The 18,837-nt window shown below is 69.7% G+C and carries 17 protein-coding genes; 12 read left to right on the forward strand and 5 right to left on the reverse strand.

Annotated features, from left to right (window positions below):
- Window positions 1-67: 67 nt before the first annotated feature.
- Window positions 68-457: a PH domain-containing protein gene (locus ACGFY5_RS17005; RefSeq protein WP_392720802.1), complete on the reverse strand. Its 390-nt coding sequence runs from the start codon at window positions 455-457 to the stop codon at window positions 68-70.
- A 222-nt stretch (window positions 458-679) separates the two neighbouring features.
- Between ACGFY5_RS17005 and ilvD the strand changes: the two genes are divergently transcribed.
- From ilvD to ilvC, 4 genes are all read left to right on the forward strand, one after another.
- Window positions 680-2,356 carry a dihydroxy-acid dehydratase gene (ilvD, locus tag ACGFY5_RS17010; RefSeq protein ID WP_392720804.1) on the forward strand — a complete coding sequence of 559 codons (1,677 nt, stop codon included), beginning with the start codon at window positions 680-682 and terminating at the stop codon, window positions 2,354-2,356.
- A 236-nt stretch (window positions 2,357-2,592) separates the two neighbouring features.
- Window positions 2,593-4,368, forward strand: a complete 1,776-nt coding sequence (locus ACGFY5_RS17015; protein ID WP_392720807.1) for an acetolactate synthase large subunit — start codon at window positions 2,593-2,595, stop codon at window positions 4,366-4,368.
- Window positions 4,369-4,386: 18 nt separating this feature from the next.
- Window positions 4,387-4,911 (forward strand): acetolactate synthase small subunit, encoded by a 525-nt coding sequence (gene ilvN, locus ACGFY5_RS17020; RefSeq protein ID WP_392720809.1) that lies wholly within the window; start codon window positions 4,387-4,389, stop codon window positions 4,909-4,911.
- 33 nt (window positions 4,912-4,944) lie between these two features.
- On the forward strand, window positions 4,945-5,973 hold the full coding sequence (ilvC, locus tag ACGFY5_RS17025) for a ketol-acid reductoisomerase (RefSeq protein ID WP_392720812.1): 1,029 nt from the start codon (window positions 4,945-4,947) through the stop codon (window positions 5,971-5,973).
- A gap of 227 nt (window positions 5,974-6,200) precedes the next feature.
- On the opposite strand, the gene ACGFY5_RS17030 is transcribed toward ilvC, so the two are convergent.
- On the reverse strand, window positions 6,201-6,653 hold the full coding sequence (locus ACGFY5_RS17030; protein WP_392720814.1) for a hypothetical protein: 453 nt from the start codon (window positions 6,651-6,653) through the stop codon (window positions 6,201-6,203).
- 187 nt (window positions 6,654-6,840) lie between these two features.
- Here ACGFY5_RS17030 and serA point away from each other — a divergent pair, with 187 nt between their 5' ends.
- The 8 genes from serA (at window position 6,841) to ACGFY5_RS17070 (ending at window position 16,612) form a co-directional block, all read left to right on the forward strand.
- Window positions 6,841-8,436, forward strand: a complete 1,596-nt coding sequence (gene serA / locus ACGFY5_RS17035; protein ID WP_392720817.1) for a phosphoglycerate dehydrogenase — start codon at window positions 6,841-6,843, stop codon at window positions 8,434-8,436.
- A 44-nt stretch (window positions 8,437-8,480) separates the two neighbouring features.
- Complete coding sequence (locus tag ACGFY5_RS17040; protein WP_392720820.1) at window positions 8,481-9,512, forward strand: 3-isopropylmalate dehydrogenase; 1,032 nt, start codon at window positions 8,481-8,483, stop codon at window positions 9,510-9,512.
- A 150-nt stretch (window positions 9,513-9,662) separates the two neighbouring features.
- Window positions 9,663-10,751: a branched-chain amino acid aminotransferase gene (locus tag ACGFY5_RS17045; protein ID WP_392720821.1), complete on the forward strand. Its 1,089-nt coding sequence runs from the start codon at window positions 9,663-9,665 to the stop codon at window positions 10,749-10,751.
- Window positions 10,752-10,781: 30 nt separating this feature from the next.
- Window positions 10,782-12,149, forward strand: coding sequence for a DUF2252 domain-containing protein (locus ACGFY5_RS17050; RefSeq protein WP_392720823.1), 1,368 nt, complete (start codon window positions 10,782-10,784; stop codon window positions 12,147-12,149).
- Window positions 12,150-12,268: 119 nt separating this feature from the next.
- Complete coding sequence (locus ACGFY5_RS17055; protein ID WP_392722496.1) at window positions 12,269-12,955, forward strand: FadR/GntR family transcriptional regulator; 687 nt, start codon at window positions 12,269-12,271, stop codon at window positions 12,953-12,955.
- A gap of 155 nt (window positions 12,956-13,110) precedes the next feature.
- Window positions 13,111-14,451 carry a glutamine synthetase family protein gene (locus ACGFY5_RS17060; RefSeq protein WP_392720825.1) on the forward strand — a complete coding sequence of 447 codons (1,341 nt, stop codon included), beginning with the start codon at window positions 13,111-13,113 and terminating at the stop codon, window positions 14,449-14,451.
- A 10-nt stretch (window positions 14,452-14,461) separates the two neighbouring features.
- Window positions 14,462-15,847: an aldehyde dehydrogenase family protein gene (locus tag ACGFY5_RS17065; protein WP_392720828.1), complete on the forward strand. Its 1,386-nt coding sequence runs from the start codon at window positions 14,462-14,464 to the stop codon at window positions 15,845-15,847.
- Entirely contained in the window at window positions 15,848-16,612 is a 765-nt protein-coding gene (locus tag ACGFY5_RS17070) for a 3-oxoacyl-ACP reductase (protein WP_392720830.1), read from the forward strand.
- Here ACGFY5_RS17070 and ACGFY5_RS17075 read toward each other — a convergent pair.
- The 3 genes from ACGFY5_RS17075 to ACGFY5_RS17085 form a co-directional block, all read right to left on the reverse strand.
- Entirely contained in the window at window positions 16,609-16,839 is a 231-nt protein-coding gene (locus tag ACGFY5_RS17075; RefSeq protein ID WP_392720833.1) for a Uma2 family endonuclease, read from the reverse strand. The two genes, ACGFY5_RS17070 and ACGFY5_RS17075, sit on opposite strands and share 4 nt — an antisense overlap.
- Before the next feature lie 147 nt (window positions 16,840-16,986).
- Window positions 16,987-17,760 carry an ABC transporter permease gene (locus tag ACGFY5_RS17080; RefSeq protein ID WP_392720836.1) on the reverse strand — a complete coding sequence of 258 codons (774 nt, stop codon included), beginning with the start codon at window positions 17,758-17,760 and terminating at the stop codon, window positions 16,987-16,989.
- Window positions 17,757-18,725 (reverse strand): ATP-binding cassette domain-containing protein, encoded by a 969-nt coding sequence (locus ACGFY5_RS17085; RefSeq protein ID WP_392720838.1) that lies wholly within the window; start codon window positions 18,723-18,725, stop codon window positions 17,757-17,759. Before ACGFY5_RS17085 ends, ACGFY5_RS17080 begins: the two co-directional genes overlap by 4 nt.
- Window positions 18,726-18,837 lie beyond the last annotated feature (112 nt).

Raw genomic sequence — 18,837 nt, forward strand, 5'->3', positions numbered from 1 at the left:
ACCCCCAGCGGCGTCGGTCACGCCTCGGCCACGAACCCCTGTGCATCGCGTCGCCGACGGCGCGTGGTCAGACGTCGGCCGAAGGCTTCGTGAGGTCGACCGAGGCGATCAGCCGGGGGAGCGTCGCGGGGGTGACGGCGGGTAGCCGGAGGGTGCCGCCGTCGACCAGCTGGACCGAGACGCGGCCGCGGGAGGACAGGAAACCCTCGATCTCGTCCCAGCGCAGCGTGCGGCTGCCGAACGCGCGGCGGATCGTGAGGTGCTCCGCGTCGACGTCGACGCCCGTGCGGATCACCCACCACAGCGCCACCAGCGGCACCACCATCACCGGCGTGTACCACCAGCTCTGACCGGCGATCGTGAACGCCCCGATCGCCATCAGCAGGATCGCGGCGACCGTGGCGAAACTCTGCCGGAACCGGACGCGGATCGGCTTGGCCGGGGTCTGGGTGCTCACCCCTCCAGTGTCGCAGGTCGCGCCCCCGCGAGGCGGCGTAGGCTCGTGGCACCGCGTCGCCGCCCCAGTCCCGGGCGCCGTGCTCCCGCCGCTACCGCGGCTACGGATCCTGGCCGCCACCGCGGTCCCCGGCCACGGGACGCTCCCACGGCGGTCGGCCGGCCCGCGCCGGCTGCCGCTTACCCGCGCCTTCCTGCTCGAAGGCCCAGCCGAGGAAGCCGAATGACCCACCCACTCAAGCCCCGCAGCACCGACGTGACCGACGGTCTCGAGAAGGCCGCTGCCCGCGGCATGCTCCGTGCCGTCGGGATGAAGGACGAGGACTTCGCCAAGCCGCAGATCGGCGTCGCGTCCTCGTGGAACGAGATCACGCCGTGCAACCTCTCGCTCGACCGGCTCGCGAAGGCCTCCAAGGAGGGTGTCCGCACCGCTGGCGGCTTCCCGATGGAGTTCGGCACGATCTCGGTGTCCGACGGCATCTCGATGGGCCACGTCGGCATGCACTACTCGCTGGTCAGCCGCGAGATCATCGCCGACTCGGTCGAGGTCGTCATGCAGGCCGAGCGTCTGGACGGCAGCGTCCTGCTGGCCGGCTGCGACAAGTCGCTGCCCGGCATGCTGATGGCCGCCGCGCGCCTCGACCTGGCGTCGGTGTTCCTGTACGCCGGTTCCACGCTGCCGGGCAAGATCGACGGGCGCACGGTCACCGTCATCGACGCGTTCGAGGCGGTCGGGGCGTGCGCCCGCGGGCTCATCAGCCGCGAGGAGGTCGACCGGGTCGAGCGCGCGATCTGTCCGGGCGAGGGTGCCTGCGGCGGTATGTACACGGCGAACACGATGGCCAGCGCGGCTGAGGCGCTGGGCATGTCGCTCCCGGGCTCAGCCGCGCCGCCGGCGCCCGACCGTCGCCGTGACGGCTACGCGGTGAAGTCCGGCGAGGCCGTGATCAACCTGATCAAGAACGGCATCACCGCGCGCCAGATCATGACCCGCGAGGCGTTCGAGAACGCGATCACGCTGGTGCAGGCGCTGGGTGGCTCCACCAACGCGGTGCTGCACCTGATGGCGATCGCGCACGAGGCGAAGGTCGACATCACGCTCGAGGACTTCAACGAGATCGGCCGCCGCACCCCGCACCTGGCCGACGTGAAGCCGTTCGGTCAGTACGTGATGACCGACGTCGACGAGATCGGCGGTGTGCCGGTCGTCATGAAGGCGCTGCTCGACGCCGGGCTGCTGCACGGCGACTGCCTGACCGTGACCGGCAAGACGCTGGCCGAGAACCTCGCCGACATCGCGCCGCCGGACCCGGACGGCAAGATCATCCACGCGGTGCAGAACCCGATCCACCCGGTCGGTGGCATCACCGTGCTGCGCGGGTCGTTGGCGCCGGACGGGGCCGTGCTCAAGTCCGCAGGCATCGAATACGACGTGTTCGAGGGCACCGCGCGGGTGTTCGAGGGCGAGCAGGCAGCGATGGACGCGGTCACCCACAACACGCTGAACAAGGGCGACGTGATCGTGATCCGCAACGAGGGCCCGAAGGGTGGGCCCGGGATGCGCGAGATGCTGGCGGTGACCGGCGCGATCAAGGGTGCTGGGCTCGGCAAGGACGTGCTGCTGCTCACCGACGGCCGGTTCTCCGGCGGTACGACCGGGCCGTGCATCGGTCACGTGGCGCCGGAGGCGGCGCACGGTGGGCCGATCGCGCTGGTGCGCGAGGGCGACCGGATCCGGCTCGACCTCAACGCCCAGACGCTGGACCTGCTGGTCGACGAGGCCGAGATCGAGCGTCGTCGCCAGGAGTGGAAGCCGCTCCCGCCCACCTACGAGACCGGCGTCCTCTCCAAGTACGCCAAGCTGGTCGGCTCCGCCGCCACCGGCGCCGTCTGCAGCTGAGTCGTCGCTCTGTGGTCCCGTGCCGACGTGCGGGACCACAGAGTGGGATGGGTTTGACGTCGGATGGGAAGCGGCCTAGCGTGGACGACGTGCGATCCACCCAGATTCTCGTACTCAGCTAGCGCGTCGACACCGCACCACGTCGACGCGCTCACCCCCCGTGCCGCAGGCACGAGGGGTTTTTTGTTGCCCGAGAACTCGAGACCGCGTCACCGCTACACGAAGAGGCCAATGCCATGAACGCACCAGCCACCCCACCGGCCAACGAATCGGTCACGGGTGCCCAGTCGCTCGTCCGCTCCCTCGAGGCGGTCGGCGCCGAGGTGGTCTTCGGCATCCCGGGCGGCACGATTCTTCCGACGTACGACCCGCTGTACGACACCCCGGGCGTCCGGCACATCCTGGTCCGGCACGAGCAGGGCGCCGGCCACGCGGCCGAGGGGTACGCGCAGGCCACCGGCAAGGTCGGCGTCTGCATGGCGACGTCCGGCCCGGGCGCGACGAACCTGGTGACGCCGATCGCCGACGCGTACATGGACTCCGTGCCGCTGGTCGCGATCACCGGTCAGGTCAGCACCCCGATGATCGGCACGGACGCGTTCCAGGAAGCCGACATCTGCGGCATCACGCTGCCGATCACGAAGCACAACTTCCTGGTCAAGCACCCGGAGGAGATCCCGCAGACGATCGCCGAGGCGTTCCACCTGGCGAGCACCGGCCGCCCCGGCCCCGTGCTGGTCGACGTGCCGAAGGACGTCCAACAGGCGATGACGCGGTTCGAGTGGCCGCCGCAGCTGAACCTGCCCGGCTACCGCCCGACGATCCACCCGCACGGCAAGCAGGTCCGCGAGGCCGCCCGGCTGCTCACCTCGTCGAAGCGCCCGGTGCTCTACGTCGGCGGTGGCGTGTTGAAGGCCCACGCGGCCGGGGAGCTGAAGGTACTGGCCGAACTGTCCGGCGCACCGGTCATCACGACGCTGATGGCCCGCGGCGCGTTCCCCGACAGCCACCCGCAGCACCTGGGCATGCCCGGCATGCACGGAACCGTCGCCGCGGTGACGTCGCTGCAGAAGGCCGACCTGATCGTCGCGCTGGGCGCCCGCTTCGACGACCGCGTGACCGGCAACCTCGACAGCTTCGCCCCGTACGCGACGATCGTCCACGCCGACATCGACCCGGCCGAGATCAGCAAGAACCGCACCGCTGACGTGCCGATCGTCGGTGACGCCCGCGAGGTGATCGCCGAGCTGGTCGTCGCGCTGCAGGCCGAGCACCAGGCCGGGCACCGCGCGGACCTGGACCCCTGGTGGGCCCTGCTGAACAAGACCCGCGAGACCTATCCGCTGGGCTACGACGAACACCCCGATGGCACGCTGGCACCCCAGTACGTCATCGAGCGGCTGGGGAAGATCTCCGGACCGGAGACGATCTACGCCGCGGGCGTGGGCCAGCACCAGATGTGGGCCAGCCAGTTCATCTCGTACGAGAACCCGTACACCTGGCTGAACTCCGGCGGCGCCGGGACGATGGGATACGCCGTCCCCGCCGCCATGGGCGCCAAGGTCGGTAAGCCCGACACCACCGTGTGGGCGATCGACGGCGACGGCTGTTTCCAGATGACCAATCAGGAACTGGCCACCTGCGCCCTGGAGGGCATCCCGATCAAGGTCGCCGTCATCAACAACGGCAACCTCGGCATGGTGCGGCAGTGGCAGACGCTGTTCTACGACAAGCGCTACTCGAACACCGACCTGAAGACCCACAAGCAGCGCGTGCCCGACTTCGTGAAGCTGGCCGACGCGCTGGGTTGCGTCGGGTTGCGCTGCGAAACCGCCGGTGACGTCGACGCCACGATCGAGAAGGCGATGGAGATCGACGACCAGCCGGTCGTCATCGACTTCGTGGTCGGCAAGGACGCGATGGTGTGGCCGATGGTCGCGGCCGGCGCCAGCAACGACGACATCCAGGCCGCCCGTGACGTCCGCCCCGTCTGGGGCGAGGACCAGACCTGATCGAGAGAGACGACGACAATGAGCAAGCACACCCTGTCGGTGCTGGTCGAGAACAAGCCGGGTGTCCTCGCCCGGGTGTCCGGCCTGTTCAGCCGTCGCGGGTTCAACATCCACTCGCTCGCGGTCGGGCCTACCGAGCACCCCGACATCTCCCGGATGACCGTGGTCGTCACCGTGGAGGGCCTCGCGCTCGAGCAGGTCACCAAGCAGCTGAACAAGCTGGTCAACGTCATCAAGATCGTCGAGCTCGACTCGTCGGTGTCGGTCCAGCGCGAGCTGATGCTCTGCAAGGTCCGCACCGACCCGCAAACGCGATCGCACGTGCTCGAAACCGTCGAGCTGTTCCGTGCGCACGTGGTGGACGTCTCCACCGACTCCATCACGGTCGAGGCGACCGGCACGGCCGAGAAGCTCGAGGCTCTCGTCCGCGTGTTGGAGCCGTACGGCATCAAGGAACTGGTGCAGTCCGGCATGGTTGCGATCGGGCGGGGACCCCGGTCGATCGCGGCGCCCGCAGTCGCATTGCGTAGCGTCAGCGCTTGATTTTATTAACAACGGAAGGACGAAGTACTAGTCATGGCCTCTGAAAACCTCCGCGCCGAGCTCTTCTACGACGACGACGCGGACCTGTCGATCATCCAGGGCCGCAAGGTCGCCGTGCTCGGCTACGGCAGCCAGGGGCACGCCCACGCCCTGAGCCTGCGTGACTCCGGCGTCGACGTGCGCGTCGGCCTGCCGGAGGGCTCGAAGAGCCGTCCGAAGGCGGAGGAGGCCGGCCTGCGTGTCGTCACCCCGGCCGAGGCCAGCGCCGAGGCCGACGTGATCATGGTGCTCGCGCCCGACACCGCGCAGCGCACGATCTACGCGAACGACATCGCCCCGAACCTCAAGGACGGCGACGCGCTGCTGTTCGGGCACGGCCTGAACATCCGGTACGAGCTGATCAAGCCCCCGGCCGGCGTCGACGTCGCGCTGATCGCGCCGAAGGGTCCGGGTCACCTGGTCCGTCGTCAGTTCGTGGACGGCAAGGGCGTTCCGGTGCTGGTCGCCGTCGAGCAGGACGCGTCGGGCAACGCCCTGGCGCTCGCGCTGTCCTACGCCAAGGGCATCGGCGGTACCCGCGCCGGCGCGATCAAGACCACGTTCACCGAGGAGACCGAGACCGATCTGTTCGGTGAGCAGGCCGTCCTCTGCGGTGGCGTCGAGGAGCTGGTCAAGGCCGGGTTCTCGACGCTGACCCAGGCCGGCTACCAGCCGGAGGTCGCGTACTTCGAGTGCCTGCACGAGCTGAAGCTGATCGTCGACCTCATGTACGAGGGCGGCATCGCGCGGATGAACTACTCGGTCAGCGACACCGCCGAGTACGGCGGCTACGTCTCCGGCCCGCGCGTCGTCACCGACGAGACGAAGAAGGCCATGAAGCAGATCCTCACCGAGATCCAGGACGGGACGTTCGCCCGCAACTGGATCGCCGAGGACGAGAACGGCCGGGCCAACTTCCTCAAGCTCCGCGAGGAGAACGCCGCGGACCCGATCGAGGTCACCGGCGCGAAGCTCCGCGGCCTGATGTCCTGGGTCGACCGCCCCATCACCGAAACGGCCTGAGTGGGCGGCCCGCCCAGGGCAACGCCGTCAGGCGAGCGCGAACCCTCGAGTATGCAGCTATACGCGGCGGATTCGCGCTCGACTGCCAGCGTTGCCCTGGGCGGGCTCCAGGTTCGAACACTCGCGCCTAGCGGCGCTCGACGCGCAAGCCTTTGCGCCTGGCGGCGCTCGGCACACGCGTAAGAGGGTGCGGGCTTACGCCCGCACATGCGTAAGAGGGTGCGGGCTTACGCCCGCACCCCTTCGGCGTTGCGGGCTCGGTGGAGAACGACGAGGGTGACGCCACCGATCGCGGTGAGGGCGATCGCGGCGGCGCCGGTGGGGTCGAGGATGCCGTCGGCGCCGCGGGTGAGCGCGCCCACCGCGGGCCAACCCGCGATCACGACAGTGCAGAGGCCTGCCGTCATCAGGCGGCGGGGCTGCTCGTCCTCGCCGTAGAACGCGTGCTTCCACGCGGAACGGGCACCCACCGCGGCGATCGCCGCGAGCAGCAGGACGCCGAAGACGACGATGCCGAGCGCGACACCGTCGCCCCATGTTCCGGGCGGGGAGCCGGTGAAAGCCGGCAGCACGAACGCGACCGCCACCCCGACCCAGCCGATCGACAGCGCGGCGCCGAGCAGCCCGGCGGTCGCCCACCCGCGGTTCGTGGTCTCGCGTCGCATGCTGTCCTGGGTCACCTTTCGATTGTGCCTGCCGCACCCGTCGAACCCTCGCGTTTGGCCCGGTGCGTTGAACCCCTGTGACTGCACTGACGTCTGTTCCACGTGCGCTGGTGACCGTCGTCACGAAGCGCCGGGAGGCCGGTCCCGACACCTACTATCGGGGTCGCGCGCAGTGACGCAACGATGCCCGGAGGTACGTGACGTGCCACAGCCTGTCGTCCTCGTCGCCGAGGAACTCGCACCGTCCGCGCTCGACGTTCTCGCCCGGGACTTCGAAGTCCGCCACGTGGACGGCGCCGACAGAGCGGCACTGATCCCGGCGCTTGCCGACGCGGACGCGATCCTCGTCCGCAGCGCCACCCAGGTCGACGCGGCCGCGCTGGCCGCGGCGCCGCGGCTGAAGGTCGTCGCCCGCGCCGGCGTCGGTCTGGACAACGTCGACGTACCGGCCGCGACCGCCCGCGGAGTCATGGTCGTCAATGCGCCGACGTCGAACATCGTCTCGGCCGCCGAGCAGGCGATCGCGCTGCTGCTGGCCAGCGCGCGCAACACCGCTCCGGCCCACGCCGCGCTGCGCAACGGGGAGTGGAAGCGGTCGCGGTACACCGGCGTCGAGATCGCGGACAAGACGATCGGCGTCGTCGGGCTCGGCCGGATCGGCGTGTTGTTCGCCCAGCGCATGGCCGCGTTCGGCACCCGCCTGATCGCCTACGACCCGTACGTGCAGCCGACGCGAGCAGCGCAGATCGGTGTCCGGCTGGTGAGCCTGGAGGAGCTGCTCGCCGAGAGCGACTTCATCTCGATCCACCTGCCCAAGACCGCGGAGACGCTCGGCCTGATCGGCGAGAAGGAGCTGCGTCTCGTCAAGCCGTCGGTGCGCATCGTGAACGCCGCACGGGGTGGGCTGGTCGACGAGCAGGCCCTGTACGCGGCCCTGAAAGAAGGCCGGGTCGCCGGCGCCGGCCTGGACGTCTACGCGACCGAGCCCTGCACCGACTCCCCGCTCTTCGGCCTGGAGAACGTCGTCGCGACCCCGCACCTCGGTGCGTCCACCGTGGAAGCCCAGGACAAGGCGGGGCTCGCGGTCGCGCGGAGCGTCCGCCTGGCGTTGCACGGCGAGTTCGTCCCGGACGCGGTGAACGTGCAGGCGGGGGGCGTGGTCGCGGAGGAGGTGCGGCCGTCGCTGCCGCTGGCCGAGAAGCTGGGGCGCGTGTTCACCGCTCTCGCCAGCGGTCTCGCCCAGTCGATCACCGTGGACGTGCGTGGTGACATCGCCGAGTACGACGTCAGCGTGCTGGAGCTGGCCGCGCTCAAGGGGGTGTTCGCGGACATCGTCGAGGAGTCGGTGACGTTCGTGAACGCGCCCCTGCTGGCCAAGGAACGCGGTGTCGAGGTGGGGCTCACCACGTCGGAGGAGAGCGCGGAGTACCGCAACCTCGTGACGGTGTCGGGCGTGCTGGCCGACGGGCGGACGCTCGCGGTGTCGGGGACGCTGTCCGGCCCGCGCGGCGCGCAGAAGATCACGAACATCGACGCGTTCGACATCGACCTCGTGCCCAACGGGAACCTGCTCTTCCTGGAGTACACGGACCGTCCGGGGGTGGTCGGGACGCTCGGCGTGCTGCTCGGCGACGCCGGCGTCAACATCGCGGGGATGCAGGTGGCGCGGGCTCTCGGCGGGAACGCGTCGCTGATGGCGCTCGCCGTCGACCAGGCGGTCCCGGCCGATCTCCTGCAGCGACTCGCCGCGGCGATAGGGGCACACGCTGCGAATACGGTGGACCTGTCCGGAGTCTGAGACGTCAATACCGAGCCTTGGGAAACCTCCGCTAGGGTGAAGCCATGAGCACGAACCTCGCGGTGATCGGCGGAGACGGGATCGGGCCCGAGGTGGTGGCCGAGGGGCTGAAAGTGCTCAGCGCCGTGCTCCCCGGCGTGAGCACCACCGAATACGACCTCGGTGCGCGCCGCTACCACGCGACCGGGGAGGTTCTGCCCGAGTCGGTGCAGGACGAGCTGTCCCGCCACGACGCGATCCTGCTGGGCGCGGTCGGCGACCCGGGGGTGCCGCCGGGCGTCCTCGAGCGGGGCCTGCTGCTCAAGCTGCGGTTCGCGTTCGACCATTTCGTGAACCTGCGCCCGGCGCGGCTCTACGAGGGCGTCTCGAGCCCGCTGGCCGGTCTGAAGCCCGGCGACATCGACTTCGTCGTGGTCCGTGAGGGCACCGAGGGTCTCTACGTCGGCGCCGGTGGTGTGCTCGCCAAGGGCACGCCGCGCGAGGTCGCGACCGAGGAGAGCCTGAACTCCCGCAGCGGCGTCGAGCGCGTGATCCGTGACGCGTACACCCGCGCGCAGGGTCGCTCGCGCCGCCACCTGACGCTCGTCCACAAGCAGAACGTGCTGGTCAACGCCGGGAACCTGTGGTCGCGGACGTTTGCCGAGGTCGGCAAGGAGTTCCCCGACGTCGCCACCGACTACCAGCACGTCGACGCCGCGAGCATGTTCTTCGTGACGAACCCGCAGCGCTTCGACGTCGTCGTCACCGACAACCTGTTCGGCGACATCCTCACCGACATCGCGGCTGCGATCAGCGGTGGCATCGGGCTGGCCGCGAGCGGCAACATCAACCCGACGAAGGAATTCCCGTCGATGTTCGAGCCGGTGCACGGTTCCGCGCCCGACATCACGGGCAAGGGCATCGCTGACCCGACGGCCACGATCCTGTCGGTCGCGCTCCTGCTCGAGCACCTGGGCCACGCCGACGAGGCCGCCCGCGTGGAGAGCGCCGTCGCCGACGACCTGGCCGCGCGTGAGCCCGGTGCTCCCGTACGCACCTCCGAGGTAGGCGACCGGATCGCCTCGCGGGTGAGTTAGGCCTTTTCGTACGACACAGGCCCGGTTGCCGCGAGAAGCGGCAACCGGGCCTTCGTCGTTCCCTACGAACACCACCGCCTGAACGGGCGGTAAATTCGGGTCGGGCCCCCTTCGTGGTCGGCCGAACCCCAGCGATGCGGAAGGACCGCCATGAGCAGCACCCTGGATTTCGAGATCGTCCCGGCCACGAACCCGCGTACCGATGACGAGCGCGCCGCGCTGATGGTCGACCCCGGCTTCGGCCGGATCTTCACCGACCACATGGTGACGATCAAGTACGCCGAGGGTAAGGGCTGGTACGACGCCCGCCTCGAGCCCTACGGCCCGATCAGCCTCGACCCGGCGACGTCCGCGCTGCACTACGGCCAGGAGATCTTCGAGGGTCTCAAGGTCTACCGCCACCCCGACGGTGCCCTCGGGCTGTTCCGGCCGGAGCAGAACGCGCGCCGGTTCAACCGCTCGGCCGCGCGCCTGGCGATGCCGGAGATCCCCGAAGAGCTGTTCCTCGAGTCGATCCGGCTTCTCGTCGCGCAAGACGAGCAGTGGGTGCCCAGCGCTCCCGAGACCAGCCTCTACCTGCGGCCGTTCATGTTCGCGACCGATCCCTACCTGGGTGTCCGCCCAGCGCTCGAGTATCTGTTCGTGCTGATCGCGTCCCCGGTCGGCGCGTACTTCCCGCGCGGTGTGCAGCCGGTCAGCGTCTGGCTGTCCACGGACTACACCCGCGCCGCCCCCGGCGGCACCGGTGAGGCGAAGTGCGCCGGCAACTACGCCGCGAGCCTGGTCGCGCAGGCCCAGGCCGCTGCGCAGGGCTGTGACCAGGTGGTCTGGCTCGACGCGATCGAGCACAAGTACATCGAGGAGATGGGCGGGATGAACCTGTACTTCATCCTGGACGGGACGACCCTCGTCACGCCCGAGCTCAACGGGTCGCTGCTGCCGGGCGTCACCCGGGACAGCATTTTGCAGTTGGCCGGCGAACTCGGCCTGAACACCGAGGTGCGGCGAATCTCGACCGACGAATGGCGCGAGACCGCGGCGAACGGCCGGATGTCCGAGGCGTTCGCGTGCGGTACCGCGGCGGTGATCACCCCGGTCGGCACCGTGAAGGGCACCGACGGCGAGTTCCAGGTCGCCGACGGCGGTCCCGGCGAGGTCACGATGAAGCTGCGCGGTGCGCTGCTCGACCTCCAGCACGGCCGCACCGAAGACACGCACGGCTGGATCACCCGCCTGTAAAGGTTGGCCCGTGCGGTCTACTCTGCGCGCATGAGCGACACCCCAGCCTCCGCGCTGGTCGAGGCGATCGCGGCTCGACCGGCGGACGAACGTTCCGACGAGCTGATCAAGATCCTGGTCGACACGTTCCATCCGCTGATCGAGGCCGCGCCCGCCGCTTTCCGGACGAAGTTCCGGAAGATGGCCGCGGACCCGTTCGCGTTCTACCGCGGCAGCGCGTGCATCTTCTACGCCGACGTCACCGATTCCCGGATCGACATCGAGGACCCCTGGACGGACGAACGGACGCGTCGCGTCTGGATCCAGGGTGACCTGCACTGCCAGAACTTCGGCACGTACATGGACTCGTCCGGCGTGCTGGTGTTCGACGTCAACGACTACGACGAGGCCTACGTCGGTCACTACACCTGGGATCTGCAGCGTCTGGCGGCCAGCCTCGCGTTGCTGGGTTTTGGAAAGGCGCTGTCCGACTCCACGATCGAGCGGATGATCCGCACGGTGTCCAGGGCCTATCTGCGCACCGTGCGGCGGTTCTCCGAGCACGCGGGCGACGAGGAGTTCCGGCTCACGCTCGACAGCGCCACCGGCGTGCTGCGCGACGTCCTGCTCGACTCGCGGATGCAGACGCGGATCGCGTTGCTGCAGCGCACGACGACGATCCGCGAGGCCGACCGGGTGTTCCGGGAGGGGCCGGGCGTCCGGCTGCTGTCGTCGTCCGAACGAGACGCGGTCGAGGCGGCGTTCCGGAAGTACCTGGAGACGATTCCGGAGGGCAAGCGCAAGGACATCGCGAGCTATGTCGTGAAGGACGTCGTGGGCCGGTCCGGGTTCGGGATCGGGTCGGCGGGGTTGCCCGCGTACAACCTGCTCGTCGAAGGCGCGACGCAGGCGCTGGAGAACGACGTCGTGCTGTCGATGAAGCAGGGCAACGTCGCCGCGCCGAGCCGCGTGATCACCGACCCCGACATCAAGGGGTACTTCCAGCACCACGGGCACCGCACCGTGGTGTCGCAGCGGGCGCTGCAGGCGCACGCCGACCCGTGGCTCGGATGGACCGAGATCGACGGGGTGGGGCAAGTCGTGCAGGAGCTCTCGCCGTACGAGAACGACATCGACTGGTCGGACGTCAACGAGCCGGACGAGATCATTCCGCTGCTCGACCAGCTGGGGCAGGCGGTCGCGAAGGTGCACTGCGTGTCGGACGCCGACAGCGAGCAGAGCCTGGTGAAGTTCCAGACCGAGGACGCGATCGTGGCCGCGGTCGGTGACCGCGACGAGGAGTTCGCCGCCGATCTGGTGTCGTTCGGCCTCGGCTACGCGCGCCAGGTCCGCGACGACCACCGCCACTTCGTCGACGCGTTCCGCAACGGCCGCATCCCAGGCGTGGACGGAGGCTGACGATCCCCGCCCCACCGTCCCGAGCGCCCGACCCGGGCCGCGCCCGGCCGGCCGGCGACCCGGGCGCGGCTCCGGCGGACACGGAGCCGTCCGGCGCGGACGCCGCGCTCGCGCGGACGCTGTTCCGGCCTGTTCGGGACGGGAACCCGTTCGAGGTGACGGTGGAGCGGCTGGCTACTGCCATTCGGCTCGGGGCGGTGGCTGAGCGGCTTCCGCCGGAGCGGGAGCTGGCGGGAATGCTCGGCGTCAGCCGGATGACGCTCCGGGACGCGCTGGCCGCGCTCGCCGACGCGGGGTTCGTGACCTCGCGCCGGGGCCGCGGGGGCGGAACGTTCGTGTGTCATCGTCCACCCCGCGACGGGGACGCCCAGGCGGTGGCCCGCTCGATGGGGGAGGCGCTGGTCCACGCGCTGGACTACCGCCGCATCATCGAGCCGGGCGCCGCCGCGCTCGCCGCGTCCACCGCACTGTCCGAGGCCGCGCACGACCACCTGCGGGCGTGCCTCACCGAAGTCACCGAGACCACCGACGACGGGTTCCGGCGCCGCGCCGACTCCCGGCTCCACCTCGCGATCGCGAGCGTCACCGGCAACGAACCGTTGATCGCGGCGGTCGCCGACGTGCAGTCGCGCATCAACGGCCTCCTGGAACTGATCCCCGTCCTCCGCACCAACATCACCCACTCCGACGCCCAACACGCCGACATCGTCGCCGCGATCGCCGCCGGCGACCCGGACCGCGCCACCAAGGTGATGCGCGATCACTGCGACGCCACCGCCGCCCTCCTCCGCGGGTTCCTGCGCTGAGGCGTGCACGCTTTGGTGGCGTATGAGCCCCCAAGGCGTGCACGCCTCCCACGGCCGCTCGCGTTGCGTCGATGTAAAGGTCTGAACGTGGACCATTGCGCAGACGGCACACAAGTCCTACGTTGCGCAGCAACGACCGAAATCCGGAGGTGGGCATGGCGGGCCGACTGGACCTCGAACAGCTCCGCATCGAGATCGCGGACGGAAACATCGACACCGTGGTCCTCGGCTTCACCGACATGCAGGGGCGCCTGCAGGGCAAGCGCCTCGACGCGGGCTACTTCCTGAGCGACGTGCTCGGCCACGCCGCGGAGGGGTGCAACTACCTGCTCGCCGTCGACGTCGACATGAACACCGTCGACGGGTACGCGATGAGTTCGTGGTCGACGGGCTACGGCGACTTCGTGCTCCAGCCCGACCTCTCCACGCTGCACCGCATCCCGTGGCACCCCGGCAGCGTCGGACTGCTGGCCGACCTGGAGTGGCTCGACGGGACGCCGGTCGTGGCGTCGCCGCGGCAGATCCTCGGTAAGCAGGCCGACCGCCTCGCCGAGCGCGGCTGGAAGGCGTACGCGGGCACCGAACTCGAGTTCGTCGTGTTCAAGGACTCCTACGAGCAGGCCTGGAACGCCGGCTACCGGAACCTGACCCCGGCGAACCAGTACAACGTCGACTACTCGCTGCTCGGCACCGCGCGCATCGAGCCGTTACTGCGCCGGATCCGGCTCGCGATGACCGGCGCCGGGCTCACCGTGGAGTCGGCGAAGGGCGAGTGCAACCCCGGTCAGCACGAGATCGCGTTCAAGTACGACGAGGTCACGGCGGCGTGCGACCACCACGTGATCTACAAGAACGGCGCGAAGGAGATCGCGGCACAGGAGAACGTCAGCCTGACGTTCATGGCGAAGGTGAACGAGCGCGAGGGCAACTCGTGCCACATCCACCTGTCGTTGCGTGGTCTCGACGGTTCACCCGTCTTCGCCGACGACGACGTGCTGTTCCAGCGGTTCCTGGCCGGCCAGCTGAAGTACATGCGTGAGCTGACGCTGATGTTCGCGCCGAACGTCAACTCGTACAAGCGGTACGCGGACGGGTCGTTCGCGCCCACGGCGGTCGCGTGGGGACACGACAACCGGACGTGTTCGCTGCGGGTGGTCGGGCACGGGCACGGGCTGCGGTTCGAGAACCGGGTGCCCGGTGCGGACGTGAACCCGTACCTGGCGTCGGCTGCGATCATCGCGGCTGGGCTTGCCGGGGTCGAGGAGGAGTTGGAGCTCGAGCCGGAGCTGGTCGGGAACGCGTACACGTCCGACGCTCCGCGTGTTCCGAAGACCCTGCGTGACGCCCGTTCGCTCTTCGCCGGGTCCGCGCTGGCCCGTTCGGCTTTCGGCGACGACGTGGTCGACCACTACCTCAACGCCGCGGACGTCGAACTGGCCGCGTTCGACGCCGCGGTCACCGACTGGGAGCTGCGCCGCGGCTTCGAGCGTCTCTAGGAGCGTTTGTTTGAGCACGAATACTGTGGATGCGGTGGGCGCGCACGACGTGATCAACCCCGCCACGGCCGAGACGATCGCGACCGTGCAACTGGCCTCCGAGGAGGAGACGGACGAGGCCGTCGCGCGGGCACGGGCTGCCTGGCCGGCGTGGCGGGACGTGGCCCCGGCCGACCGCGCCCGGCTGTTGCGCCGGTTCGCGGCGGTCGTCGACGAGCACATCGAGGAACTGGCGCAGCTGGAAGTGCGCAACGCCGGTCACCCGATCGGCTCGGCGCGGTGGGAGGCCGGAAACGTCCGGGACGTCCTGGAGTACTACTCCGGTGCGCCCGAGCGGAACTTCGGCAAGCAGATCCCGGTGGCCGGCGGCATCAACGTGACGTTCGCCGAACCGCTGGGTGTGGTGGGCATCATCGTGCCGTGGAACTTCCCGATGCCGATCGCCGGCTGGGGGTTCGCGCCGGCGCTGGCGGCCGGGAACACGGTCGTGCTGAAGCCCGCGGAGCTGACGCCGCTGACCGCGGTTCGCCTGGGGCAGTTGGCGTTGGACGCAGGCATTCCGGAGGGCGTGTTCACCGTCCTGCCCGGCGCGGGGCGGGTGGTGGGGGAGCGGCTGATCTCGCACCCCGACGTCGCGAAGATCGTCTTCACCGGGTCGACGGCGGTGGGGCAGCACGTGATGGCTCGCTGTTCGGAAACCGTCAAGCGGGTCACGCTCGAACTCGGCGGGAAGTCCGCGAACATCGTGTTCGCCGATGCGGACCTGGAACGTGCTGCCGCTGCGGCACCGGGCGGGGTGTTCGACAACGCGGGGCAGGATTGCTGCGCGCGGTCGCGGATCCTGGTGCAGCGGTCGGTGTTCGACGAGTTCCTCTCGCTCCTGGAACCCGCAGTGCGGAACTTCCGGGTCGGCGACCCGTTCGACGCGGCGACCGACATGGGCCCGCTGGTCAGCGCGGCGCAGCTCGTCCGCGTCTCGGGTTACGTGGCCGAGGCCTCGGTGGCGTTCGCGGGCTCGGCGCCCTCCGGCCCGGGCTTCTGGTTCCCGCCGACCGTGGTGCTGCCGTCGGACCCCTCCGACCGGATCGTGACCGACGAGGTGTTCGGTCCCGTCGTCGCAGTGCTTCCTTTCGACGACGAAGCCGACGCCGTGCGGATCGCGAACGACACGCTCTACGGGCTGTCGGGCTCGATCTGGACGCGGGACGTCGGCCGTGCGCTGCGGGTCGCGCGCGGGGTCGAGGCGGGCAACCTGAGCGTCAACTCGAACTCCTCGGTGCGCTACTCGACGCCGTTCGGCGGCTTCAAGCGCTCCGGCCTGGGGCGGGAACTCGGCCCGGACGCGCTGTCCGCGTTCACCGAGGTCAAGAACGTGTTCATCTCGACGGAGGCATGAATGGAACGGCTGGCTGACCGGGTGGCGATCGTCACCGGCGGGGGGAGCGGTATCGGGCTGGCGACCGTGCGGCGGTTCGCGTCCGAAGGGGCGCGGGTCGTGGTCGCCGACGTGGATTCCGATGCCGGCAAAGCGGCAGCTGACGAGGTCGGCGGGATCTTCGTGCGCACCGATGTGACCTCTGAGACCGAGGTTGCCGCGATGGTCGCCGCGGCGGTGGACACCTACGGACGCCTGGACATCGCGTTCAACAACGCCGGCATCTCGCCGCCGGACGACGACTCGATCCTGTCGACCGGGCTCGACGCCTGGCGCCGGGTGCAGGACGTGAACCTGACGTCGGTGTACCTGTGCTGCAAGGCGCAGATTCCGGTGATGCAGCGGCAGGGCAAGGGTTCGATCATCAATACGGCGTCGTTCGTGGCTCGGATGGGGGCCGCTACGTCGCAGATTTCGTACACCGCCTCGAAGGGTGGGGTATTGGCGATGTCGCGGGAGCTCGGCGTGCAGTTCGCGCGCGAAGGGATCCGGGTGAACGCGCTGTCGCCCGGGCCGGTGGACACCCCGCTCCTGCGGGAACTGTTCGCGTCGGACCCGGAGCGGGCGGCGCGGCGCATGGTGCACATCCCGATGGGCCGCTTCGCCGACGCGACCGAGATCGCGGCCGCCGTAGCCTTCCTGGCCTCCGACGATTCCTCGTTCATCACCGCGTCGGAGTTCCTGGTGGACGGCGGCATCAGCGGCGCCTACGTGACCCCCCTCTAGGGATACAAACGGTCGACATCGATGGTCATCGGAAACGGCCGCTCGAGCGTGAGCTTCACCCGCTCGACGGCCCTATCCAGGTAGAGACCGCGCTCGGGGTCCGGCTCGAAGGCATGCACGACCGGCGTGCCATGATCTTCCTCGATTCGCCAGTAGTGCGGGATGCCTGCGCGGGCGTACTTGGCATGCTTCACAACCCGATCGCGGTGCTCGGACTCGGGCGACACGATCTCTACGGCGAGCGCGACCTCGATCGGCCAGAACCAAGTGCGTGCGGGGACTATCCCAGCGAACGAAGTGCCCGAAGGCGGGGACCCGACGCCATGACCGTGGTACTCGTTCCACCGAGTGTGTCAAGCGTCGGGTCCCCGGGGTCAGGAGCTGCGTTGGTAGGCGCGGAAGGCGCCTACCGCGGCGACGGCGAGCACGAGCGCGAGTGCCGCCAGTTGAGCCGCGTCACGGGCCACCAGGGCCCAGTCCGGGGACGCGGACAGGGCCTCGCGGCTGCCGGACGCCGCCCAGTCGAGCGGGTTCCACTTCGACGCGGTCGCCACCCACGACGGCATCAACTCCGGTGCCATCAACACCGACGACAGGAACGACAGCGGCAGGGTGAGGAACTGCGACAGTCCGATCAGTGCTTCCTGCGAGCGCAACAGCACCGCCAGGGCGTCGGACAAGGCAGTGAACGCGGCGGCGAGCAGGACGGAAAGCCCGAGTGCGACCGGAACCCCCACCCAGCTCCCCGGGAACCGGACCCCGGCGAGCCAGCCCGCGCCGAACACCAGCGTGCCCAGGATCAGCACGCTGATGCCCTGGTGGACGATCGACGCGGTGACTATCGCGCCGCGGCGGGTGGGTGAGCTGAGCGTGCGGTCCATGACACCGCGGTCGATGTCCTGCACGAACGTGGTGCCGGCCCAGTTCGCGCTGAGCATCGCGGTCATCGCCACGATGCCCGGCGTGAGGAACTCCAGGTAGGAGCCGGAGAAGCCCGGCAGCTGCCCGATGGCCTTGAACACACTGCCGAACAGCAACAGCCACAGCAGCGGCTGCACGAGCGAGAACGCCAGATAGACGGGCTGCCGCCCGAGCGTCCGCAACGACCGCGCGGTGAGCAACCCGGTCTGACTGATCGCGAGCGTCATGCCGCCACCGCCGTTTCGCTCGCGGAAGCCTGGTACGCGCGTCCGGCGTAGCGGAGGTAGACGTCGTCCAGGGATGCGCGGGAGAGGCCCACGGCGTCCACCGGGATGCCCTCCCGGTCGAGTTCGGAGAGCGCTCGCGGCAGGACGCCGGCGGCGTCCTCGGCCTGGGCGCGCAGGCGCAGCCCGTCGCGTCGCACGTGGACGACTCCCGGCAACGACTCCAAGAGCTTCCCGGCGCGGGCGCCGTCGTCGACCGAGCGCAGGTCGACCTGCACCGTGTCACCACCGAGCTCCGCCTTCAGCGACGCCGGCGACCCGGACACCACGACCCGCCCCCGATCGACGATCACCAGCTGATCGGCCATCTGATCCGCCTCTTCGAGGTAGTGCGTGGTCAGCACGACGGTGAGCCCACTGCTGCGCACGAGCCCCAGCACCGTGCCCCACAGTTGCGTGCGTGCCTCGGGATCCAACCCGGTGGTCGGCTCGTCCAGGTAGAGCACCGACGGCTCGTGCACCAACCCCATCGCGACGTCGAGCTTGCGCTGCATGCCGCCGGACCACGTACGAGCGAGCCGATCCGCGGAAGAAGTCAGATCGAACGCGTCTAGCAGGTTCGCGGCCCGCGCGTGAGCGGCCCGCGACTTGACCCCTCGCATCCGCGCCGTGAGCACGAGATTCTCGCGTCCCGTAGCCATCGGATCGAACCCCGGACGCTGGGACACGTACCCGATCGCCGCCCGCACCGCGGCGGGCTGCCGCAGCACGTCGAACCCCGCGACGGACGCGGTCCCGCCATCCGGCCGCGACAGCGTGCTCAGGATCTTGACGGTGGTGGACTTGCCGGCCCCGTTCGGCCCCAGCAGCGCGAACACGCTGCCGGCAGCGACGGAAAAGCCGACGCCCTTCAGTGCGGTGACGCGTCCGTAGGACTTCGTGAGCCCGGACGCGCTGATGACAGACATGGATAACCCTTCATGGGTCGACGGCCGAGCCCAGGGAGGCGGCGACGGTACCCTGAAGGTGCGACCTGGGGTCCGCGTCCGCTCCGGCGGGCTCGACTCGAGGGAATTGGGG

Origin of the sequence: Cryptosporangium sp. NPDC048952, from assembly GCF_043197895.1 — a bacterium.
Classification (GTDB): domain Bacteria; phylum Actinomycetota; class Actinomycetes; order Mycobacteriales; family Cryptosporangiaceae; genus Cryptosporangium.